General features: G+C 70.3%; 21 protein-coding genes. 8 read left to right on the top strand and 13 right to left on the bottom strand.

The window, feature by feature from the left end:
- Positions 1-179 precede the first annotated feature (179 nt).
- Positions 180-821, top strand: a complete 642-nt coding sequence (locus AC1RSK_RS06450; protein ID WP_492906622.1) for a DUF1345 domain-containing protein — start codon at positions 180-182, stop codon at positions 819-821.
- A gap of 202 nt (positions 822-1,023) precedes the next feature.
- Here the strand turns inward: AC1RSK_RS06450 and AC1RSK_RS06445 are convergent, their stop codons facing one another.
- The 7 genes from AC1RSK_RS06445 to AC1RSK_RS06415 form a co-directional block, all read right to left on the bottom strand.
- A complete protein-coding gene (locus tag AC1RSK_RS06445) occupies positions 1,024-2,265 on the bottom strand; it encodes an ABC transporter permease (protein ID WP_492906620.1) in 1,242 nt (413 codons plus the stop codon).
- The gene (locus AC1RSK_RS06440; protein ID WP_492906618.1) at positions 2,262-2,963 is read right to left on the bottom strand and encodes an ABC transporter ATP-binding protein; all 702 of its coding nucleotides are present in this window, start codon (positions 2,961-2,963) and stop codon (positions 2,262-2,264) included. The genes AC1RSK_RS06445 and AC1RSK_RS06440 overlap by 4 nt, the downstream gene beginning before the upstream one ends.
- Complete coding sequence (locus tag AC1RSK_RS06435) at positions 2,963-4,525, bottom strand: efflux RND transporter periplasmic adaptor subunit (RefSeq protein WP_492906617.1); 1,563 nt, start codon at positions 4,523-4,525, stop codon at positions 2,963-2,965. Before AC1RSK_RS06435 ends, AC1RSK_RS06440 begins: the two co-directional genes overlap by 1 nt.
- 95 nt (positions 4,526-4,620) lie before the next feature.
- Positions 4,621-5,277 (bottom strand): hypothetical protein, encoded by a 657-nt coding sequence (locus AC1RSK_RS06430; protein ID WP_492906615.1) that lies wholly within the window; start codon positions 5,275-5,277, stop codon positions 4,621-4,623.
- Positions 5,278-5,340: 63 nt separating this feature from the next.
- Entirely contained in the window at positions 5,341-6,084 is a 744-nt protein-coding gene (locus AC1RSK_RS06425; RefSeq protein ID WP_492906613.1) for an EF-hand domain-containing protein, read from the bottom strand.
- Between the two features lie 77 nt (positions 6,085-6,161).
- Positions 6,162-7,568 (bottom strand): ATP-binding protein, encoded by a 1,407-nt coding sequence (locus AC1RSK_RS06420; RefSeq protein WP_492906611.1) that lies wholly within the window; start codon positions 7,566-7,568, stop codon positions 6,162-6,164.
- Positions 7,568-8,314, bottom strand: a complete 747-nt coding sequence (locus AC1RSK_RS06415) for a response regulator (protein ID WP_492906609.1) — start codon at positions 8,312-8,314, stop codon at positions 7,568-7,570. The genes AC1RSK_RS06420 and AC1RSK_RS06415 overlap by 1 nt, the downstream gene beginning before the upstream one ends.
- A gap of 123 nt (positions 8,315-8,437) precedes the next feature.
- Between AC1RSK_RS06415 and AC1RSK_RS06410 the strand changes: the two genes are divergently transcribed.
- Positions 8,438-8,815 (top strand): EF-hand domain-containing protein, encoded by a 378-nt coding sequence (locus AC1RSK_RS06410; RefSeq protein WP_492906607.1) that lies wholly within the window; start codon positions 8,438-8,440, stop codon positions 8,813-8,815.
- Here AC1RSK_RS06410 and AC1RSK_RS06405 read toward each other — a convergent pair.
- Both AC1RSK_RS06405 and AC1RSK_RS06400 read right to left on the bottom strand, forming a co-directional pair.
- The gene (locus tag AC1RSK_RS06405) at positions 8,812-9,516 is read right to left on the bottom strand and encodes an MBL fold metallo-hydrolase (RefSeq protein WP_492906605.1); all 705 of its coding nucleotides are present in this window, start codon (positions 9,514-9,516) and stop codon (positions 8,812-8,814) included. The genes AC1RSK_RS06410 and AC1RSK_RS06405 overlap by 4 nt on opposite strands.
- A gap of 121 nt (positions 9,517-9,637) precedes the next feature.
- Positions 9,638-11,287 carry an amino acid permease gene (locus AC1RSK_RS06400; RefSeq protein WP_492906603.1) on the bottom strand — a complete coding sequence of 550 codons (1,650 nt, stop codon included), beginning with the start codon at positions 11,285-11,287 and terminating at the stop codon, positions 9,638-9,640.
- Between the two features lie 124 nt (positions 11,288-11,411).
- Here AC1RSK_RS06400 and hrpB point away from each other — a divergent pair, with 124 nt between their 5' ends.
- Complete coding sequence (hrpB, locus tag AC1RSK_RS06395; RefSeq protein WP_492906601.1) at positions 11,412-13,844, top strand: ATP-dependent helicase HrpB; 2,433 nt, start codon at positions 11,412-11,414, stop codon at positions 13,842-13,844.
- Between the two features lie 35 nt (positions 13,845-13,879).
- Here the strand turns inward: hrpB and AC1RSK_RS06390 are convergent, their stop codons facing one another.
- Positions 13,880-14,680: a TrmH family RNA methyltransferase gene (locus AC1RSK_RS06390; RefSeq protein ID WP_492906599.1), complete on the bottom strand. Its 801-nt coding sequence runs from the start codon at positions 14,678-14,680 to the stop codon at positions 13,880-13,882.
- The gene (locus AC1RSK_RS06385) at positions 14,677-15,573 is read right to left on the bottom strand and encodes a class I SAM-dependent methyltransferase (protein WP_492906597.1); all 897 of its coding nucleotides are present in this window, start codon (positions 15,571-15,573) and stop codon (positions 14,677-14,679) included. The genes AC1RSK_RS06390 and AC1RSK_RS06385 overlap by 4 nt, the downstream gene beginning before the upstream one ends.
- Positions 15,574-15,688: 115 nt before the next feature.
- Between AC1RSK_RS06385 and AC1RSK_RS06380 the strand changes: the two genes are divergently transcribed.
- The 5 genes from AC1RSK_RS06380 to AC1RSK_RS06360 all read left to right on the top strand — a co-directional run bounded on the left by AC1RSK_RS06380 (position 15,689) and on the right by AC1RSK_RS06360 (position 19,876).
- Positions 15,689-16,324, top strand: a complete 636-nt coding sequence (locus tag AC1RSK_RS06380) for a TetR/AcrR family transcriptional regulator (protein ID WP_492906595.1) — start codon at positions 15,689-15,691, stop codon at positions 16,322-16,324.
- A 261-nt stretch (positions 16,325-16,585) separates the two neighbouring features.
- Entirely contained in the window at positions 16,586-17,371 is a 786-nt protein-coding gene (locus tag AC1RSK_RS06375; protein ID WP_492906593.1) for an ABC transporter substrate-binding protein, read from the top strand.
- Positions 17,368-18,351, top strand: a complete 984-nt coding sequence (locus AC1RSK_RS06370; protein WP_492906591.1) for a FecCD family ABC transporter permease — start codon at positions 17,368-17,370, stop codon at positions 18,349-18,351. Before AC1RSK_RS06375 ends, AC1RSK_RS06370 begins: the two co-directional genes overlap by 4 nt.
- Positions 18,348-19,100 carry an ABC transporter ATP-binding protein gene (locus AC1RSK_RS06365; RefSeq protein WP_492906590.1) on the top strand — a complete coding sequence of 251 codons (753 nt, stop codon included), beginning with the start codon at positions 18,348-18,350 and terminating at the stop codon, positions 19,098-19,100. The genes AC1RSK_RS06370 and AC1RSK_RS06365 overlap by 4 nt, the downstream gene beginning before the upstream one ends.
- An 11-nt stretch (positions 19,101-19,111) precedes the next feature.
- The gene (locus tag AC1RSK_RS06360; protein ID WP_492906588.1) at positions 19,112-19,876 is read left to right on the top strand and encodes a glutaminyl-peptide cyclotransferase; all 765 of its coding nucleotides are present in this window, start codon (positions 19,112-19,114) and stop codon (positions 19,874-19,876) included.
- A 3-nt stretch (positions 19,877-19,879) separates the two neighbouring features.
- On the opposite strand, the gene AC1RSK_RS06355 is transcribed toward AC1RSK_RS06360, so the two are convergent.
- Both AC1RSK_RS06355 and AC1RSK_RS06350 read right to left on the bottom strand, forming a co-directional pair.
- A complete protein-coding gene (locus tag AC1RSK_RS06355; RefSeq protein WP_492906586.1) occupies positions 19,880-20,146 on the bottom strand; it encodes a hypothetical protein in 267 nt (88 codons plus the stop codon).
- Positions 20,146-22,173, bottom strand: coding sequence for a lytic transglycosylase domain-containing protein (locus AC1RSK_RS06350; RefSeq protein ID WP_492906584.1), 2,028 nt, complete (start codon positions 22,171-22,173; stop codon positions 20,146-20,148). The genes AC1RSK_RS06355 and AC1RSK_RS06350 overlap by 1 nt, the downstream gene beginning before the upstream one ends.
- Positions 22,174-22,219 lie beyond the last annotated feature (46 nt).

Raw genomic sequence — 22,219 nt, 5'->3', positions numbered from 1 at the left:
CTCCTCTCCGTTCAGGGTTCGAGCTATCGACCGTCGGAGCGGGCGTCCAAGATTGGGTCAGCCGCCGTGAGAGGTCCCTTCTCCCACAAGGGGAGAAGGGAGCCCAGAGGCGAACTCACAAAGCGCCTGCTGTGACCGTCGATTGGTCCTAGACTTCCAGCCGGCGCAGGAGAGGCGACATGGACGCGAGTGGCATAACCCGGCACTGGCGGCTTGGGGCGGGGGTGGTTGGCGGGATCGCCGGTTGGCTGGCGGCGTCCCGCATCGCCTGGCCGGGGGCGACGCCGTTGCTGACCGCCTGGGTCAGCGGGGCGGTGGTGTTCCTGGGACTGACCTGGCGACTGTTCCTCACCGCCGACGAGGCGCGGGTGAAGGCCCGGGCGGCGCTGGAAGACGAGAAGACGCCGGTGATCCTGGTGGTCATCCTGGCCGCCGTGCTGGCCAGCCTGGCCGGCATTGTCATGGCGATGATCGAGAGCAAATCGGGCACGACGTTCGAAAAGAGCCTGGTGGCGGGGCTGGCCGGCCTGACCCTGGTCAGCAGCTGGCTGGTGCTGCAGACGGTGTTCGTCATCCACTATGCGCACCGGCATTTCGGCGGGGCCAAGAAGGAAGTGTTCGGCTTCTCGGGCGATCCGCCGAAGAGCTACCTGGACTTCGTCTACCTGTCGTTCTGTATCGGGGCGACGTTCCAGGTGTCGGACATGACGGTGAACACCACGCGGCTACGGAACCTGATCACGGCGCACGCGGCGGCGGCGTATTTCTACAACACGGCGATCCTGGCGCTGGGGATCAACATCATTGCGGGGTTGGTGTGACACCCACCGTTCCTTCTCCCGCTCGTCGGGAGAAGGTGGCGGCCCCCGGGTTCGGCCAAAGGCCGACCCGAGGACAGGCCGAGGCCGACGGATGAGGGCGGCGCCGGCTTTTGAAGGTTGAGGGGGCGGATCGGCTGACGCTGGCGCTGCCCTCATCCGACCCCCTTCGGGGGCCACCTTCTCCCGACAAGCGGGAGAAGGATTACTCTCTGCGCAACGCCTCGATCGGGTCCAGCTGCGCCGCGCGCCAGGCGGGGTAGGCCCCGAACACCAGTCCGACCAGCATCGAGAACCCCAGCGCCGTCGGCGCCGCCCAGCTGGCGATGGCCATGGGCCAGCCGGCCAGGGTGGACATCAGCAAGGCGCCGCCGAGGCCGATCAGCAGCCCGATGACGCCGCCGGCGAAGCTGAGCACCACCGCCTCCAGGGCGAACTGGTAGAGCACCCAGGCCCGCCGCGCCCCGACCGCCATCCGCAGGCCGATCTCCCGCGTCCGTTCGGTCACGGCCACCAGCATGATGTTCATGATGCCGATGCCGCCGACCAGCAGCGACACCGCCGCCACCGCCGCCAGAAGGCCGGTGAAGGTCTTGGTCGAGGCGCTCATGGCCTCCATGATCGAGGCCATGTTCTGGACGCTGAAGTCGTCGTCGGCCCCCTGGCGGATGCGGTGGCGTTCGCGCAGCAGGTTGGTCACATCCTCCTGCACGGTGTCGAGGTCGTCGGCGGTGGCGGCCTTCACATAGATGGTCTGGACGTTGTCGCCGCGCACCCGCCGCCCGACGATGCGCGAGCGCACCGCCTGCAGCGGCCCGAGCACGATGTCGTCCTGGTCCTGGCCGAAACCGCTTTGGCCCTTGGAGGCCAGCACGCCGACGATCTCAAACGGCACGGTGCCGACCCGCAGGCGCTTGCCGATCGGGTCGCTGTCGCCGAATAGCTCCTTGACGATGGTCTCGCCGATGACGACCACCTTCTTGCCCTGGCGGGCCTCGCGGTCGTCGAACATGCGGCCCGAGGCGATGGTGAGGTCGCGGGCGGTCAGGTAGTCGGGGGTGACGCCCTCGACGCGGGTGTTCCAGTTGGCGCCCTCGGCGGTCAGCTGGGCCCCGCCGCGCACGGCCGGGGCGACGGCGGCGACGTTCTCGACCTGGGCCTTGATGGCCTCGGCGTCCTCGTCGGTCAGGGAGACGCCGGTGCCGGCCCCCTGGCTGACGAAGCCGCCGCCGACGCCGCGCGCGGCGCCAGGGCTGACGATCAGCATGTTGGAGCCCAGGCCGCCGATGGCGCTGGTCACCATGTGCTGCGCGCCCAGGCCGATGGAGGTCATCATCACCACGGCGGCGACGCCGATGACCACGCCCAGGGAGGTGAGGGCGCTGCGCATCGGGTGGGCGACGATGGCCCCGGTGGCGAAGCGGGCGAGCTCGATGGGCTTCATCATGACGCGGCCCCGCCGGGAGCTGGGGCGCCGTGGTCGTCGCTGACGATATGGCCGTCCCGGAAGGCCACCCGCCGGCGGGTCTCGGCGGCGACGTCCAGGTCGTGGGTGACGATGACCAGGGTCAGGCCCTCGGCGTTGAGCTCCTTGAAGAGAGTCAGCACGTCCTGGCCGGTCTGGGTGTCCAGCGCCCCGGTCGGCTCGTCGGCCAGCAGCAGATCGGGCTGGTTGGCCAGGCTGCGGGCGATGGCCACCCGCTGCTGCTGGCCGCCGGACATCTGGGTCGGACGGTGACCCATGCGCGCGCCCAGGCCGACCTTGTCGAGCAGGGCGGCGGCGCGGTCGCGGCGCTCGCGCGGCTCTATGCCGGCGTAGATCATCGGCAGCTCGACGTTCTGCAGGGCGGTCAGGCGCGGCAAGAGCTGGAAGGACTGGAAGACGAAGCCGATCCGTTCGTTGCGGAAGGCGGCCAGGGCGTTGTCGTCGAAGGCGCCGACATCATCGCCCTCGAACAGGTAGCGGCCGGCCGAGGGCCGGTCGAGGCCGCCGAGGATGTTCATCAGCGACGACTTCCCCGACCCCGAAGGACCGATGATGGCGACGCTCTCGCCCCGGTCGATGGTCAGGGAGACGCCGGCCAGGGCGTGGACGGTCTCCTCGCCCATGACGTAGGTCTTGGTCAGACCTTCGAACTGGATCACTAGAGCCCCCGAACCCGGACGCCGCCGCCGCCGGTCATCGGATTGCGCGCCTTGACCTTGGCCTTGGGGCCGCCGCCGGTGATGACGGTTGCGCCTTCCTTGATGGTCCCCGAGCGGTCGACGACTTCGGTGAAGCTGCCGTCGGTGGCCCCGACCATGACCGGCACGGGGGTCGGCTTGTCGTCCTTGAGGATCCAGACCACGCCGCTGGTCATGCCGCCTTGGCCGCCGCCGCGTCCGCCCTGGCCCATGCGGGCGCGCAGGGCGACCAGCTTGGTCTTCTGGTCCGGCTTGAGGATGGGATCCAGCTTGGCGAAGGCCTCGTCCATGATCTTGCGCCGTTCGGGGCCCTCGGCGGCGGCCGCCTTGGTGCGGGCCTCGGCGAAGATGGCGTCGGCCTTGGTCTTCTGGCCGGCGTCGAGGTCGAGCTGCTCGGCGATGCGGGCCATGCGGTTGCCGCCGCCGCCCTGGCGTCCACCGCCTTGCTGGCGCTGGCCGCCACCGCCGCCGCCGGGAGGACCGCCCATGCCGGGCGGGCCGCCCATGGTGGTGCGCTGGCTGCTGGCCGAAGTGTCGGGCGGGCTCCAGCGCAGGGCGGCGGCCGGCACACGCAGGACGTTCCGGCGCTCTTCCAGCACGATGTCGGCGTTGGCAGTCATGCCCGGCAGCAGCTTGCCGCCCGGATTGTCGGCCTCGGCGATCACCGTGTAGGCGACGACGTTGTTGCTGGTTTCCGGCTGCTTGCGCACCTGGGTGACGACGCCGGTGAAGTTATCGTCCGGGAAGGCGTCGACGGTGAACTTGACCCGCTGGCCTTCGCGGACGCTGCCGATGTCGGCCTCGTCGACGCTGATCTTGACCTCCAGGCGGTTCAGATCCTGGGCGATCTGGAACAGGACCGGGGCCGACAGGCTGGCGGCGACCGTCTGGCCGGGCTCGATCTGGCGGTCGGTGACCACGCCGCTGATCGGGGCGATGATGTTGGTGCGGCCCAGATCGACCTCGTTGGCGCTGAGCGAGGCGCGGGCCGAGGTGACGTTGGCCTTGGCGGCGGCGACGCTGGCCTGAGCCGCCTTCCAGGTGGCCAGATCGGCGTCGAGGGCGGCCTTGGCGGTGATGCCCTTGTCGAACAGGGTCTTGGTGCGGTTGTAGTTGGCGCGGGCGACGTCGGCTTGCGCCTGCAGCTGGGCGACGTTGGCCTGGCTGGAGGCCACCTGGGCCTGGCCCTGCTGGGCGCGGCTGACATAGGTCTGCGGGTCGAGCACGGCCATGATCTGGCCGGCCTTCACCGTGTCGTTGAAGTCGACCAGCACCTTGGTGATCTGGCCGGAAATCTGCGAGCCGACCTGGACGGTGACCAGCGCCTGCAGCGAGCCGGAGGCCGAGACCGACTTGGTGACGTCGCCGCGCGTCACCTGTTCGGTGCGGTAGGGGTCCTTGTCGGCCTTGGGCTTGAACAGCATGTAGCCGCCCCCGCCCAGCACCACGGCGGCGCCGACGGCCCAGGCCACGGGGACCCAGGGAAATTTCGACGTCTTACGCGGGGCGGTGTTCAGGCTCATGGGACTCACGTGACTCGTCTGCAGGCCACGTCAGGTACCGGCGCCAGTTTGCAGGCGCATTTCACTGTTTTGCAGGCGGCGGCTTTCGCCTGCAATCAACGCGCGTCTTCGAGCGCCCGTTGCAAAGGCGTCTTGGGCAGGGTTTCGAGGGTCAGCCTGCCGTCCTTGTCCTTGTCGAGGATGGCGAAACGGTCCTTGGCGGCGGCGGTCGCCTCGACCTTCGAGATGCGCCGGTTGAAGTCGCCGTCCTGGCCCATGACCGGCTGGATCTCGTTGACCAGGCCATAGAGGCCGGCCCCGGCGCGACCCTGGTCGTAGGTCTGCTTGACGCCGTTGGACTGGGCCAGGTCGTTGGGCGGCAGGTTGGGCCGGCGCCGTCCCCCCAGCGGGCGGGCGCCCTCGTTGGGCTTGGCCACGCCCATGGCCGCGCGCGACATGATCTCGGGGGCGACCTTGGTCTCGTAGTCGCCGTTCTCAAAGCCGTCGACGGTCCCGTCCTTGTTGGCGTCCAGCTTGTCGAAGAAGGCCAGGGAATCGGCCACCAGTTCATCTCGGGTGAGGGCGCCGTCGGCGTTGGCGTCGGCCTGTTTGAACCAGTCGGCGACGGGGTAGGGCTGGTCCAGCGGCTGGCGGAACGGCTCGCCGGCCGGGCTGATGAAGATCTGCAGGTCGGGCCTGGGCTGAGCCCATGCCAGCGAGAGGGGGGCCGGCAGGGCGATCAGGCTGAGCGCGAGGACCAGGCGAAGCTTCATGACTGACCTTTCCAACTTAGAAGAGGCGGATGTGCCCCTCCGCCGGGGCGCTGGCAAGATCGGTCACCGCTGGCGCGGCGGCCTGCCGCGCTTGCCGCCATCCTTGGGCGGCGGCGCCTCGAGGATGGTCTGGAACGGGGTCTTGGGCAGGGTGGCCAGGGTCAGCTTGCCGTCGCCATCCTTGTCGAGGATGGAGAAGCGATCCTTGGCGGCGATGCGCACCTCCTTGGTGTTGAAGCGGCGATCGAGGTCGGTGTCCTGGGCCGCCACCGGCTCGACCTCGTTGATCAGGCCGTAGAGGCCGGCGCCGTTGCGGGTGCGGCCGTAGGGGCCGTTGTCGACGCGCCTTGGGCCGCCCATGAACTTGGTCTCGCCTTCGTTGTACATGACGGCTCTGGGGCCCTCTTCGCCCCGGTCGAGCGGGCTGAGGATTTCCGGGGCGACGTTCTTTTCGTAGTCGGCGATCTCAAAGCCATCGACCAGGCCGTCGTGGTCGGCGTCGAGGCGGGCGTGGAAGGCCAGGGCGTCGGCGGTGAACTCCTCAGCGCTGATCGCGCCGTCGTGGTTGGCGTCGGCCTGGGCGAACCAGGCGGCGACCGGATAGGGCTGGCCGCGCGGGGTCCGGAAGGGCTCGCCGGCCGGGCTGATGAACAGCTGCTGGCGGCGCGGCGGCTCCTGGCCGGCCGGCCCGCCTTCGGGCGGAGGGGCGCCCTCTGGCAGCGGACCCGGCGGCGGCTGCGCCCATGCCAGTGAGAGGGGAGCCGGAGCGGCCAGCAGGGCGGCGAGAAGGGCCAAGCGTACGATCATCGGGGTCTCCGGTCCGGGGACCTGTCTGGAGGCGGCGCGTGGCCGGGATAAGGCGCGCCGGTTGCGGCGGTGTTTCTCTACAGCGGCAGGCGCACCCGGGCGGTCAGGCCACCGCCCTCGCGGTTGACCAGCTCGGCGTCGCCGCCGTGGGCGCGGGCCACCGAGCGGACCACGGCCAGGCCCAGGCCAATGCCGCCGGTCTCGCGGTTGCGGGAGGGCTCGCCGCGGAAGAAGGGTTCGAAGACCCGCTCGCGCTCATGGTCGGGAATGCCTGGGCCGTCGTCGTCGACCTCGATCACGGCGTCGCCTCCACTGGCGTAGACGCGGGCCCTGGCCGCGCCGCCGTATTTCAGGGCGTTCTCGACCAGGTTGGCGACCAGCCGGCGCAGGGCGATGGGATCGCCCTCGACAACCAGCTTCTCGGTGGTGTCGACGGTGGCGGCGGCGCCGGTCTCGGCCATCTCGTCGACGATGCTCTCGACCAGGGAGGCCAGTTCCAGCCTGGTCCGCTCGCGCGGCCGGGTGGCGTCGGAGACGAAGCCCATGGTGGCGGCGATCATCGCCTCCATCTGGTCGATGTCGGCGGCCAGCTTGGCTTTCAGGTCCTCGGGCGCCGCCTCGATGCGGAACTTCAGTCGGGTCAGCGGCGTACGCAGGTCGTGGGCGATGGCCCCGACCATGGCCGTGCGGTCGTCGACGTAACGGCGCAGGCGCTCCTGCATCTGGTTGAAGGCGGTGGCGGCGGCGAGAATCTCGGTCGAGCCGCGCATCTCCAGCGGCGCGGCGCGGGGGTCGCGGCCCAGGCGGTCGGCGGCGGCGGCGAAGGCGGCGATCGGGGCGGCCAGGCGCCGGGCCAGCAGCCAGGCCAGCGGGGCGATGATCAGGATCGACAGCAGGAAGGTGAAGATCAGCCGGGTCTGCCAGGCGTCCCAGCGGAAGGTCGGCTTAGGCTTGACCACCAGCCAATGGCCGTCGGGTTGGCGAACGCCGACCTTGAAGGGGGCGAAGATGACCCGCTCGTCGGGCCGGAACTCATGGGCGCCGGGACCGCCGGGCGGCCGGCCCCCGTGCGGCGGCGGTTCGCCGCCCGGCGGACCGATGCGGAAAATGCGGGTCTCGACCCGGTGTTCGGTGCGCAGCAGCACCCGCACCGGCCCGACCGTCTCGATGCGGATGCGGTCGGTCGGCACGCCCAGGTCGTGGGCCAGGATGCGCCGGAAGTCCTCGCGCCAGCGCGAGCGGCGGAAGGACTCCTCGGGCGCCTCGGTCTTCAGCTTGACCACCAGCGGGCGGCCGTCGCTGATCTCGACCACGCCCTGTTGGCGCAGGGCATGGGCCAGCTCGCTGAGGCGATAGACCTCCGGCTGCGGCGGCGGCAGGGCCAGCAGCATGGCGGCGCTGATCGCCGGCACGGCGATCAGGCTGATGAGCGCCAGCGCCATCACCTGAGCGAACAGCGGCGCGCTGCGTATGCGGGACTGCATCAGCTGCGGGTGACCTTGGGCACAAACATATAGCCTTCGCTGCGGATCGTGCGGATCAGCTCGCCGCCGCCGGAGCCGTCGTCCAGCTTCTTGCGCAGCCGGCTGATCTGCACGTCGATGGCGCGGTCATAGGCGTCGGAGTCGCGGCCGCGGGCCATGTCCAGCAGCTGGTCGCGGGTCAGGATGCGCTGTGGTCGCTCGACGAAGGCGCGCAGCAGGGAGAACTCGCCGCTCGACAGGTTGACCACCACGCCTTCGGGCGAGCGCAGTTCACGACGAACCAGGTCCAGCTTCCAGCCCGCGAAGTGGCAGGTGGCGGACAGGCCGTCCTCCAGGCTCGGCTGCGGCTCGGCCCGGCGGCGCAGCACGGCGCGGATGCGGGCCAGCAGCTCGCGGGGATTGCAGGGCTTGGGCAGGTAGTCGTCGGCGCCGAGCTCCAGGCCGACGATGCGGTCGGTGTCCTCGCCCATGGCCGACAGCATGATGATGGCCGGCCCGCCGGGCTGGGCGGTCAGGCGGCGGCAGATGGAGAGGCCGTCCTCGCCCGGCATCATGACGTCGAGCACGATCAGGTCGACCGGCCCCTTGGCCAGGGCCTGTTCCATGCCGCGCGCGTCGCCGGCGGTGTCCACCTGATAGCCGTGCTGGCCGAGGAATTCGGACACGACATCACGAATTCCCGGGTCGTCGTCGACCATCAGGATGCGGGCGGGCGCTTCAGACGGGTTCTGCGCCTCGAGGGTCATGGTCTGCTCCATCCCGGCATTCTGGCCGGCCCTTGTCTCGACACGATTGCAGGGCCGACATACGGGTGCAATCCGCGGGCCGTTCAAAGAGGCCGGCCCGAAGAAACCTTTGTGAGTGACTACATGATCCGCCGCCTCGCCGTCGCCTCCCTTCTGCTGGCCCTCAGCGCGACGGCCGCCGCCGCCCAGCGGCCCAACCCGGACACCAACGGCGACGGCGTCGTCAGCCGGGCGGAGCACCTGGCCGCCTCGGACCGGGGGTTTGCCCGCATGGACGCCAACAAGGACGGGGTCATCGGCGCCGACGAACAGGCCAGGATCGCCAAGATGATGGGCGGCAAGAACATCCTGGCGCCCGCCGACCTCAACAAGGACGGCAAGGTGTCGAAGGAGGAGTTCGTCAAGGCGACGAACTTCCGCTTCAACCAGGCGGACGCCAATGGCGACGGCAAGCTGGACGCCGCCGAGCAGGCGACCCTGCGGGCCAATCGCGGCGGCTAGCTGAAGCGTTCGGCCAGGTCGCTGGTCGGCTCGGCCCGGTTCGACGCCAGGGCCAGGTCCGAGACGTAGGGGTTGGTCTTGCGCTCGAAGCCGAAGGTGCTCATCGGCCCGTGGCCGGGCACGAAGCTGACGTCCTCGCCTAGCGGCCACAGCTTGGTCGCGATGGCCTCGATCAGGTCGTTGTAGTTGCCGCGCGGAAAATCGGTGCGACCGATCGAGCCCTTGAACAGCACGTCGCCCACCTGCGCGAACCGCGCCTCGCGGTGGAAGAAGACCACGTGGCCCGGCGTGTGGCCGGGGCAGTGGATGACTTCGAACTGCGTCTCGCCCAAGGTCACCACATCGCCGTCGTACAGCCAGCGGTCGGGGGTGAAGACCTTGGCGTCGGGGATGCCGTACTGCTTGCCGCTGGCCTCGATGCGGTCGATCCAGAACTGGTCGTCGGGGTGGGGGCCTTCGATGGGGACGCCGGTGCGTTCCTTGATCGCAGCGGCCGCCCCGGCGTGGTCCATGTGGCCATGGGTGATGAGGACCTTTTCCAGGGTGACGCCGTAGGTCTCCAGACCCTTCATCAGCCGGTCGACCTCGCCGCCGGGATCGATGATCGCCGCCTTCTTGGTCTTGGTGCACCAGACGATGGTGCAGTTCTGCTGCAGTGGGGTGACCGGGGCGATGGCCACCTGGATTGGGGGGACGCTCAAGGGGCGCTCCTGGCTAAGAGGTTTCGCCCTATGATCGGTGTTCAAACGGCCGATTGAAACCCCGCATACGAAAAAGGCCCGGGATCGCTCCCGGGCCTTTCCGTCGTTGTGGAGGGACCGATCAGTCCTTCACGTCGTCCACGCCGTGGGCGAAAGCCTCGGCCGGGCTCGGCAGGCTGCTGTCCTCGGTGATGTCGATCCCCTTGGCCAGCTTGGAGTGCCAGAAGCCGTAGAGGGCATAGACCAGGGCGCCGACCACGGCGTAGCAGCCGAGGATGGTCATCGGCACCGGGTCGTCGTTCATGGCCCGTTCGATCATCGGCTTGAAGTTCTGCCAGGCCAGGAACAGGCAGGCGAGAATGCCCAGCACCGCCGTGACGATGCCGCCCGGAACCTTGAACGGCCGCGGCAGGTCGGGGTGCTTCACCCGCAGGTAGATGACCGACAGACAGACGATCGAGAAGGCCACCGCCGTGCCCAGGGAGACGAGGTCGCCCAGCAGGCTGATCGGCAGGAAGGAGGCCGCCACGGCGATGACCACGCCCAGCAGGATGGTGCCCATCCAGGGGGTGCGGAACTTCGGGTGGATGACGGCGAACACCTTCGGCAGCAGGCCGTCGCGGGCCATGGTGTAGAAGATGCGGGTCTGGCCGTAGCAGAGCACCAGCATGACCGAGGAGAGGCCGGTGATGGCCCCGACCTTGATCAGGAAGGCGATCAGGTTGAGCTTGCCGCCCTCGGCCGTGGCCAGGGGAATGTCAGCCCATTCCAGGCCCATGCGGTCGATGGCGACGGCGATCGGGGCCGGGCTGGCCAGCTCCTTGTAGGGCACCACGCCGGTCATCACGGCGGCGACCGCCATGTAGATCACGGTGCAGATGGCCAGGGCGCCGAGGATGCCGATGGGGACATCCTTGCTGGGGTTCTTGGCCTCGGCCGCGGCGGTCGAGACGGCCTCGAAGCCGACGTAGGCGAAGAAGATGATCGCCGCCCCACGGAAGATGCCGCCGTAGCCGTACTCGCCGGACTTGCCGGTGGCTTCCGGAATGAAGGGGTGCCAGTTGTCGGGGTTGATGTAGGTGACCCCGACGGCGATGAAGGTGAACAGCACGATCACCTTGATCAGCACGATGACGTTGTTGACGTTTGCCGATTCCGAAACGCCCAGCACCAGCAGGGCGCAGACCATCAGGATGCCGACGGCGGCGACCGCGTTGAGCGTGCCCGTCATCGAGAACACCAGGTTGCCGGCCTCGTTGGGCGCGGCCTGGATCAGCGGTGTCGCCCACTGCGGGGCTTCCTTGCCGAGAACCATGATGGACGGGAAGTTGACCCCGAAATCATGCAGCATGCTGACCACATAGCCCGACCAGCCGACCGCCACGGTCGAGGCCGCGATGCCGTATTCCAACAGCAGCAGCCAGCCCATGATCCAGGCGAAGACTTCGCCCATGGTGCCGTAGGCGTAGGTGTAGGCCGAGCCGGAGACCGGCATGGTCGAGGCCAGTTCGGCGTAGCAGAGGCCGGCGAGGGCGCAGGCGATGCCGGCGACCACGAAGGACAGCATGATGGCCGGGCCGGCGTTGGCCGAAGCCACCTGGCCGGTCAGTACGAAAATACCGGCGCCGATGATGGCGCCGACGCCCAGACTCATCAGGTTGATCGGCCCGAGCGAGCGTTTCAGCTCACTTTTGGCCGCTTCCTTCTGAATGTTGGCGATGGACTTCTTCAGAAATAGCCGGTTGCCCGGTCGGGCGCCCTCTGCGGACATGCGTCTCGCTCCCCTAAGGCCGGCTCCCCGCCGGCGTCACAAGCGGCGGACGTTAGCAGTAAAGTTGGCTCGCGCAACGGCTTGCGGTGACGGCGCGGCATTCGGGCACTAAACGCACTGCACAATGCTGCCGATCGAGGAAATCCTGCCCGCCCTGAAGGCGGCCCTGGTTAACGGGCCCAGCGCCGTGCTCGTCGCCCCGCCCGGGGCCGGCAAGACCACGCGCGCGCCGCTGGCGCTGCTCGATCAACCCTGGGCGAGCGGCAAACTGATTCTGCTCGAGCCCCGCCGGCTCGCCGCCCGCGCCGCCGCCGCCCGCATGGCCTCGACGCTCGGCGAGCGGGTGGGGGAGACGGTCGGCTATCGGGTGCGGATGGATTCGAAGGTCTCGGCGAAGACCCGCATCGAGGTGGTCACCGAGGGCGTCTTCACCCGCATGATCCAGGACGACCCGGGCCTCGATGGGGTCTCGGCGGTGCTGTTCGACGAGTTCCACGAGCGGAGCCTCGACGCCGACCTCGGCCTGGCCCTGGCTCGCGACAGCCAGAGCCTGCTGCGCGAGGACCTGCGCCTGCTGGTCATGTCCGCCACGCTCGACGGCGCGGCCGTGGCCCGGCTGCTGGACGGGGCGCCGGTCATCGAGAGCCAGGGCCGCGCCTGGCCGGTCGACACCCGATATCTCGGTCGCGACCCGGCCGCCCGGCTGGAGGACCAGGTCGTCCGCGCCGTGCGCAAGGCGCTGGCGGAGGAAAGCGGCAGCCTGCTGGTCTTCCTGCCGGGCCAGGGCGAGATCCTGCGCACCCGCGACCGGCTGGCCGAGGCCGGCGTGCCGGCCAACGTCGACCTCTGCCCGCTGTTCGGCGCGCTCGACCCCCGTGAGCAGGACGCCGCCATCAGCCCAGCGCCGGCGGGACGTCGCAAGGTGGTGCTGGCGACCAGCATCGCCGAGACCAGCCTGACCATCGAGGGCGTCCGCGTCGTCATCGACAGCGGTTTCGCCCGCGTGCCCCGTTACGACCCGGCCAGCGGCCTGACCCGGCTGGAGACGGTGCGCGTCTCCCGGGCCGCCGCCGACCAGCGCCGGGGCCGGGCCGGCCGCACCGAACCGGGTGTCTGCTACCGCCTGTGGGAGGAGCCGGAGACCAGGGCCCTGGTCCCCTTCGCCCGGCCCGAAATCCTCGAAGCAGACCTTTCCGGCTTCGCCCTCGACCTGGCCCGCTGGGGCGCCCGCGATCCGGGCGACCTGGCCTTCCTCGACCCGCCGCCGGCCGGGGCGTTTGCCGAGGCGCGCAATCTGCTGGCCCGGCTCGAAGCGCTGGACGAGACCGGCGGCCTGACCGCCCACGGCCGCCTGCTGTCGGACCTGCCCCTGCCGCCGCGCCTGGCCCACATGGTCATCCGCGGCGCGGCCGGCGGGCAGGGAGCGTTGGCGGCCCGCATCGCCGCCCTGCTGACCGAGCGGGGCCTGGGCGGCCGTGACGCCGACCTGCGCCACCGCCTCGAACAGTTCGAGCGCGACCGTTCCCCTCGCGCCAGAGACGCCCGCACCCTGGCCGACCGCTGGGCCCGCGCCGCCGGCCGTCCGCCGGCCCAGCCGCCGCTCGACCCTGGCCTGCTGCTGGCCGAGGCCTTCCCCGAGCGGGTCGCCAAGGCGCGTGGCAAGGGGGGCGAATATCAGCTGGCCAGCGGCCGGGGCGCCCACCTTGAACCGACCGACGCCCTGGCGCGCGAACCCTGGTTGGCGGTCGGCGAACTCGGCGGCGGCGCGGCCCGCGACCGCATCCTGCTGGCCGCGCCCCTCGATCCGGAGCTGTTGCGGACCGCCTTCGCCGCGCGCCTGACCAATGAGGACCGTCTGGAGATCGAGCCGGACGGCAAGGTCCGCGCCCGCCGCCTGGTCCGTCTCGACCGCCTGGTGCTGGAGGACCGCCTGGTCGACAAGCCCGACAAGGCGATGATCGCCGCCGCCCTGGCCGGCCACGTCCGCCGCGAGGGTCTCTCGGCCTTGCCGATCGGGGAGGGGGCAGGCTCCCTGCTCGAACGGGTGCGCTTCCTGCACGCCCAGGACGCGACCTGGCCCGACCTCTCCGAACCGGCCCTGATCGCCGGCCTCGACGACTGGCTGGCCCCGATTCTGGAGGGCCGCCGCACCCTCGCCAGCCTGACCGACAATGACCTCGAAAACGCCCTGCGGACGCTCATTCCCTGGGACGTCCAGAAGCGCCTGGACGCCGCCGCGCCGGCCCGCTGGACCGCCCCGACCGGCTCCCGCCTGGCCATCGACTACGCCGCTGAGGCGGGGCCGACGATCTCGGTGCGGGTGCAGGAACTCTACGGCGTCGAGGTTCACCCCAGCGTCGGCGGCGTCCCCCTGGTGCTGGCCTTGCTGTCGCCGGCCCATCGGCCGATCCAGGTGACGAGGGATTTGCCGGCCTTCTGGCGAGGGTCGTGGAAGGACGTGCGGACGGATATGAAGGGGCGGTATCCGCGCCACGTGTGGCCGGAGGAGCCGTGGAAGGCGCAGGCGACGACGCGGGCTAAGCCGCGAGGGACGTAAGCGCGGTTCCTTCTTCCGACAAGCGGGAGAAGGGATCAGAGGAGGCGGTCCGTCACCGCGTAGATCATGATCCCCGTCGCCACCGACAGGTTCAGGCTGTCGGCTCGGCCGCGCATGGGAATCTTGACGTTCACGTCGCAGGCCCCCGCCAGCTCGGGCGGCAAGCCTTGCGCCTCGTTGCCCATCAGGATCAGGGTCGGCGCCCGATAGTCGGCGTTGTGGTGGTTGACCGTCGCCGTCAGCAAGGTCCCGACCACCGACCCCGGCCAGGCGCCGCGCCAGGCCAGGAACTCTTCCACCGTCGCCCGCGCCAGCGGCACGGCGAAGATCGAGCCCATGGTCGCTCGCACGCCCTCGACCGAATAGGGATCGCAGCAGTCGCCGACCAGGATCACCCCGCCGCCGCCGGCCGCATCCACGGTCCGCACCACCGTCCCCAGGTTCCCCGGATCGCGCACCCGATCGAGCGCCACCCAGCAGACATTCGAGGTCGGCCGCAGGCTCGACAGCTCGACAAACCGCTGCTGGAAGATCGCCAGCGCCGGCTGGGCGTTGTCCCGCCGGGCGATCTTCTCAAGAATCTCCGGCGTCACCTCGATGACCTCGCCGCCGGCCGCCAGCGTCGCCTCGGCGGCGCGGATCAGCAGCGGGTGGCTGGCGGCGGCCTTGCCGAACAGCAGCACCTGCGGCGCGACGCCCTGGTCGACCGCCTCGGTGATGATCTTCAGGCCCTCGGCGAGGAACTGGCCGCTCTCCTCCCGGGTCTTGCGCATGTGCAGCGCCCGGGCGTGCTTGACCGTCTCGTTGGACAGGGAGGTGACCTGTCTGAAATTCACTTCGCCCATCTCGCGAAGAAGGAAAGGCCGATCCGCCGCTCGCCGTCTTCCTGTTCCAGGGCCAGCTCGCCCCAGTCGATGACGCCGCCGCGCCCCTTGAGCTGGTCGGCCATCAGGCCCGACAGCGAGGCCCCGGAAATCCGCGCCGCATAGGCGTTCATCAGCATGAAGGAGGCATCCGGGCTGAGCAGCTGCGCGCACATCTGCGACAGCTCCGGCAGGTCCTCGAACAGTCGCCAGGTCTCGCCGGTCGGGCCGCGCCCGAACTTCGGCGGATCGAGGATCACCCCGTCGTAAAGCGCCCCGCGCCGCAGCTCCCGCTGCACATATTTGCGAGCGTCCTCGACCAGCCAGCGCACCGGCTTCTCGTCGAGCTTGGAGAGGATGGCGTTCTCGCGGGCCCAGGCCACCGACTTCTTGGAGGCGTCGACGTGGGTCACCTTGGCCCCGGCTGCCGCGCAGACCAGGCTGGCGACGCCCGTGTAGCCGAACAGGTTGAGGATGGTCAGCTGCCGCTTGGAGCTCCGGATGCGCGCGTCCAGCCATTCCCAGTTGGCTGCCTGCTCCGGGAAGAAGGCCAGGTGGCGGAAGTTGGTGAAGCGGCTGTTGAACTTGGCCTCGCGCCAGGACAGCGGGAACAGCACCGGCGGCTTGCCGGCGAACTGCCAGCGGCCGTTCTCGTCCTCGTCGGTCGGGTCGAAGACGGCGTCGGCCTTCTCCCACTCTTCCTGCGGCAGGCGAGGGGCCCACAGGCACTGCGGCTCGGGCCGCACCACCTTGAAGGCGCCATAGCGTTCCAGCTTGCGGCCGTGGCCGCTGTCGATCAGGCCATAGTCCGCCCAGCCCTTGGTGGTCAGCAGGATGGGGGCGTCGGCGACGCGCGGGTTGCTCATGGGCGGGCATTAGCCGCAGGGGGTTGGAAGGTCCAGTATCCTCAAGATGTTGCGCGCGTTAAGTGATTCCCGTTTAGTATCCGGTTCGGGGACTGAAGCGAGGGGAAACAGGCACATGACGACGGCGCTCAAGAAGCCGCAGCGGTCCGCCCGCAAGCCCAAGGGCGACGGGCACATGCGCCGGGGAGAAATCCTCGAGGCGGCCCAGCGCATCTTCCTGGCCGAGGGCTACCAGGGCGCGACGATCCGCAAGATCGCCGATGAGGTCGGGGTCTCCTCGACCGCCCTCTACATGCACTTCAAGGACAAGGACGAGATCCTGCTGGAGATCAGCGACGGGGCCATCAACCGCCTGCTGCAGATCAACAGCGAGATTTCCGCCCGGCCGATCGACCCGGTGGTGCGGGTGCGGATGATGCTCGACGCCTACATGGGTTTCGCGCTGGAGAACCCCAACACCTACCAGCTGGTGTTCTGCGCCAATACCGGTCTGATGAACGAGGAGAAGACGGAGGCCACCGCCGAACTGGGCGACCGGTGCTTCGAGAAGTTTATCGACGTGGTCAGCGAGATCGCCGCGTCGGGGCGGCTGCGCACCGGCTCGGCCAAGAGCGCCGCCCAGGTGCTGTGGGCCTCCTGCCATGGGCTGGCATCGCTGATCATCACCAAGCCCAAGTTCAACTGGGCCGACAACGACGAGCTGCGCCAGGTGCTGCTCGACGGCATGCTGCATGGGTTGGTGGCGGACTAGCCCGCTTCATCCCCAAAATCCGATCATCCCGACGAAAGTCGGGACCCAGCTGGCAAACCAGAAGATGGGCCGGCGCTGTTCAGAGCAGGGCCCCTTCGGCCAGTGGGCACTGGACCCCGACTTTCGTCGGGGAGATCGGACTGGGGGAAAATCCCACAGGTGACGCCAGACCATCCTTTGGCTATCAGCCGGGGCTAGGCAGCCGGTCGATACCGGCCTCGGGGTGAAGCCATGGCGCGCAAAGCTGCGACTGCGGGAGGATTGGCTTTCGCCGCTGCGATCCTCTGCATGACGCCGGCCAGCGCCTCCCCCCGCGTCGTCGCCCTCGACCAATGCGCCGACCAGTACGTCCTCGCCCTCAGCCCGCGCGAGACCATCGTCGGCCTGAGCTACCGCGCCGACGACGCCGACTCCCATCTGCGCGCGCTCGCCAAGGGCCTGCCGCAGCGCCGCATCACCACCGAAAGCATCCTCGCTGCCCGCCCGACCCTGGTGGTCCGCTACTGGGGCGGCGACACGCGGCTTGAAACCGCCCTGGCGACCCATGGCGTCCAGGTGGTCAGGATCGAGGACGCCACCGACTTCGACGGCATCCGCGCCAATGTCCGCGCCGTGGCCGCCGCTCTTGGCCAGCCGGCGCGGGGCGAGGCCATCGTCGCCGACATGGACGGCCGCCTGGCCGCCTCGAAGGACGCCTGGAAGGGCCGGCCCGGCCTCTACCTGACGCCCAGCGGCTACACGGCCGGGCAGGGCACCTTCATCGATCGCATCCTCGCCGCCGCCGGCATCGCCAATGCCGCGCCCCAGGCCGGGTTCGCACCCGTTCGCCTGGAAGATGTCGTGCTCGGGCCGCCGCGCGGCTATGTGCTGGGCTTCTTCGACCAGCTGTCGGCCGCCTTCGAGCGCTGGGGCATGGGCCGCCATCGGGCGCTGCAGAAGCGGCTGCCGGGCCGCACCCTGGCCAGCCTGCCGGCCTCGGTGCTGAGCTGCCCCGGCTGGTTCGCCGCCGAGGGGGTCGAGACCCTGGCCAGGGCGGCGCCCAAATGAGTCGCACCGCAACGCTCGCCCTCGGCGGCCTTCTGATCCTTGCTCTCCTCGCCGGCCTGCTGCTCGGCGAGACGACGCTCAGCGCCGCCCAGTACGTCCAGGCCTTCGCCCAACCGGCCTCGCCGCCGGGCGAAGTGCTGTGGACCATCCGCCTGCCGCGCGCCCTGATGGCCGCCCTGATCGGCGGCGGTCTGGGCCTGGCCGGCGCGGCGCTGCAGGGCCTGCTGCGCAATCCCCTGGCCGACCCCGGCGTGCTCGGCGTCTCCGCCTTCGCCGGCCTCGGGGCCGCCCTGACCATCGCGCTCGGCCTCTCGGCCGTCACCGGCGCGGTCGAGGCGGGCGCCCTGGTCGGGGCCCTGGCCGCCGGCCTGCTGGTCTCGGGGCTGGCCGCCCGCTTCCGTGAGCCGGAGGCGCTGATCCTGCTTGGCGTCTCCCTGTCCTCGCTCGGCGGGGCCCTGACGGCGCTGATCTTCAACTTCTCGCCCTCGCCGGTGGCCACGGCGGAGGTGATGAACTGGCTGCTCGGCTCGGTCGCCAATCGCGACTTCGGCGACATCCTGCGGGCCCTCGTTCCCATGGCGCTGGGCGCCGGCCTCTGCCTGTGGTCGGCGCGGGGCCTGACCATGCTGACCCTCGGCGAGGAAACGGCCGCCCTCAGTGGCCTGCCGATGGCCTCCCTGCGCACTGCCGCCGTCGCCGGCGCCGCCCTGATGACCGGGGCCGCCGTCGCCGCGGCCGGGGTGGTCGGTTTCGTCGGCCTGGCCGCGCCGCATCTGGTCCGCCGCCTGGCCGGCGATGATCCCGGCAAGCTGCTGATCCCCTCGGCCGTGGCCGGCGCGATCCTCCTGACCGCCGCCGACCTCATCAGCCGCGTTCTGCCCAGCGAGCAGGAGCTTAAGCTCGGCGTCGTCACCGCCCTGGTCGGCGCCCCGCTGTTCGCCCTGGTCGCCTGGCGCGCCTCTCGGAGCTGGCGGGCATGAGCTGGTCCTTTGCAGACGTCCACGCCGGCCCGGCCGGCCGTTCGGTGCTCAAGGGCGTCAGCCTCGCCGTCGCCCCCGGGGAGATGGTCGGGGTGCTCGGCCCCAACGGCGCCGGCAAGACCACCCTGCTGCGCGCCGGCCTCGGCCTGTTGGCGCTGCAGGCCGGCCAGGTTCGCCTCGCGGGCAAGCCCGTCGCCGACCTGAAGCCCGCCGAGCGGGCCCGCGCCGCCGGCTATCTGCCCCAGGAGCGCCGGGTCGGCTGGAACCTGGCGACCCTGAGCATCGTCGAACTCGGCGCGCCCGATCTTCCCGAAGGCGAGGCCCAGGCGCTCGCCGCCGCCTGCCTGGCCCGCGTCGGCCTCGCCGGCTTCGAGGGCAGGGGCGTGCTCGACCTTTCCGGCGGCGAGCGAGCCCGGGTGCTGCTGGCCCGCCTGCTGGCCACCCGCGCGCCCCTGCTGGTCGCCGACGAGCCGACCGCCGGCCTCGACCCCGACGCCCAGTTCCTGGCCCTCGAGCTGCTGGCCCAGGAGGCCGCGCGCGGCGCCGCCGTCGTCCTCACCCTGCACGACCTGGCCCTGGCCGCCCGCGTCTGTGGCCGGCTCGTCGTCCTGCACCAGGGCCGTGTCGCCGCCGACGGCCCGCCGCGCGAGGTGCTGACCCCCGCCACTCTGCGCGTCGTCTTCGGCCTCGACGGCGCCTTCATCGACACCGAGGATGGCCCCGTCCTGGTCACCCGCCGCGCCGCCTGAAGGATCCGCCCTTGCCGCTCGCCCGCGTCCTCGCCGTCCTGCTGCTTCTGGTCCCCGCCGCCGCCAGAGCACAAGCCGCTCGCGCGCCCATCCAGTCCTACGAGGTCGTCGCCAGCTTCCCGCACGACCCGGGCGCCTTCACCCAGGGCCTGCTGTTCCAGGACGGCGTCATCTACGAGAGCACCGGCCTGCACGGCCGCTCCTCGATCCGCAAGGTCGAACCCGCCACCGGCAAGGTGCTGCAGAAACGCGACGTCGAGGCGCGATACTTCGGTGAGGGCATCGTCGCCTGGAAGGACAAGCTGGTCGAACTGACCTGGCAGGATCAGGTCGGTTTCACCTACGATCTCAAGACCTTCGCGCCGAAGTCCACCTTTACGTATCAGGGCGAAGGCTGGGCCCTGACGCATGACGGCGCCCGCCTCATCATGAGCGACGGCACCGACGAACTGCGCTTCCTCGATCCCGAGACCCTGAAGGAGACCGGCCGGGTGCGGGTCACCGACGGCGGCGGTTCGGTGTTCAACATCAATGAGATCGAATGGATCGAGGGCGAGGTCTGGGCCAACATCTGGCAGACCGACTACATCGCCCGCATCGACCCAGGGACGGGCAGGGTGAAGGCCTGGATCGACATGACCGGCCTGCTGCCCGCCGCCGACCGCACGGGGGCAGAGGACGTGCTTAACGGCATCGCCTACGACGCCAAGGGCAAGCGCGTGCTGGTGACGGGCAAGCTGTGGCCGAAGCTGTACGAAATCCGCGTCAGGCCCTGAGCCCTATTCCGGCAAGTAGAAGCCCCAGGCCCCGTTCGAGAACTCCCCGGCAGCGAAGCGCACCACGCGGTCCGCGCGGATCTCACTGACCGAAAAGCTGTGCCGCTGGCTGGGATACTGCGGATGCGCCACGACGATGGGCGGAACCTTCACCGAATGCCATTCGTGTTTCCACGGATCGAGGCCATCGAGCAGCATCGGCTCGCCGTCGCCGATGATCCGGCCGACCAGCCGCCAACCCGGCGTCACAGGCGTGGCTTCGTCCAGCACTAGGGCGTCCCGTACCCGCCGCGGCGCAGGTCCGCCGACAGCATCAGGGGCGTCGCGCCGCCGTTCAGCCGGGCGCGGTAGACCTGCATGGTCTCCAGGGTGCGCATGACGTAGTTGCGGGTCTCGCTGAACGGGATGCATTCGATGTAGTTCAGCGGATCGCCGCCGCGCGGATCGCCGCAACTGGTCACCCACTGGCCGGGCCGCCCGGGACCGGCGTTGTAGCCGGCGGCGGCCATGGCGTAGCTGCCGCCAAAATTGCCGGTCATGTCGCCGAGGTAGCGCGAGCCCAGCTTCATGTTGAACTCAGCCTCGTACAGCCGGTCGGTGGCGTAGGTCTCGCCCAGCAGCCGGGCGGTGTCGCGCCCCGTGCCGTCGAGCAACTGCATCATCCCCATGGCCTTGGCGCCGGAGCGGGCCTTGGGGTCGAAGTTGCTTTCCTGGCGGGCGATGCTGAGCACGAAGGCCGGCTCGGCGGCGCCGGGAACCTGGGGCACCGGCAGGATGGGATAGCCGCGCTCGGGCAGGATGAAGCCGCGCTGGGCCGCCGTCCGCACCGCCCGCATGCCCAGGTCCTGGTCGCCGGCCGATCGCGCCAGGTCGACCAGCAGGGCCGACTCCGCCGCCGTTGGCAGCACGTCGTCGATGTGCAGCACGAAGGTGCGGAACTGGTCCTTCAGCCCAAATCCGTTCAGCATCCGGGCGGCCCGGACGATCTCGCGGCCATCGAAGCGGCTGCGGTCGGCCTGGGTGATCTGCGGGTCCTTGCCAAGGGTGATGGTCGAGAGGCCGGCCTTCTCAGCCGCCAGCTGGCCGTAGAAGACGGTGATGTGCCGCGCGCCCTGCCTGTAGAAGGCCTGGGCCTCGGCCGTCTTGCCTAGCGCCTCGGCGGCCCGGCCCTGCCAATAGAGGGCGCGGCCCTGGGTGATCGGTGAGACGCCGGCCCCGGCCAGCCTGGCAAAATGCCGCTCGGCGGCTTGCGGGTCGTTCAGCTTGGTGAGCGCCAGCCAGCCGGCGTAGAACTCCGCCTCGGCCGCGTCGGCCCCCACCGTCATGCCGCAGTCGCGGGCGATGTTGTAGGCGGCCCGGTAATTCCGCTCCTGCAGCGCCGTGACGATCATCCTGCGCTTGTCGGGCCAGCTGCGCGCGGCGGCGTCCTCGGTCGGCGCCCCCTTGATCCCCGCCGACAGCGAGAAGGCCAGCGAGGTCATGCCGCGCTTGTAGAAGTACAGCGCCTGTTCCCAGACCACGCCCGGATGGCGCCGCTGCTCGTCGGTCAGCTGGGCGACCTTGTCGTTGGCGTCGCTGCGGCCCGACCGCAGCGCCATCCGCGCCTCGGCCAGCGCCCTGTCCGGCCCCGTCAGCGCCCCGACCAGCTCCTGCGCGGCAGGCCCCTGCGGCGCCCACATCAACAGGTCGGCCCGCGCCTGGTTCTCGGTCTCGCTGATGTAACCGCCGAATCGCGTCCGCATGGCGATCTGCGGCTCCAGCTCGAACAGCCTGGTGCTCCACCAGCGCTGGATCAGGGCCCGGGCCTGGGTTTCATAGCCGGTCGCGCGGTAGGCCCCGGCCAGGGCCATGGCCCCCTCGGCGGTCATCGGCTCGGCCCCGCCGAACCAGTCGATGATCTTGGCCGGCGGCAGGCCGCTGGTCTCCAGCCGTTTCTCGGCGGCGATCTGCCGACCCTGCGCCCGCGGCCAGCCAGCCAGGTCACGCCGCGCCGAGTCGGCCTCGAAGAAGCTCATCGAATCGGGCGCGCCGTCGGCCAGGGCCCAGACGGCGATCTTGCGGGCCAGGGGATCGTTGATGCCGCTCATGGCGGTGCGGACACTGGCGCCATCGCCGGCCTTGGCCGCCGTCAGGGCCATGGACAGGTATTGGGCGTCGCCCTCGCTGGCCATCTGGTAGCCGGGCAGGGGCGGGGCGCTGAGCTGCGCGGGCGCCTGGGTCAGGGCCGCGCCAGCCGTCGCCAGCGCCAGAATCGCGCATCCACCCGCCAGCCAGAGCCTGCCTGCGCCGAACCTCAACCAAATTCCTCCCGAACAATCACGTCCCCCGCCCATTGCGAAGCAA

This window comes from Caulobacter sp. GW821-FHT11A05 (assembly GCF_058809015.1).
This window is presented reverse-complemented; position numbering and strand designations above follow the sequence as displayed.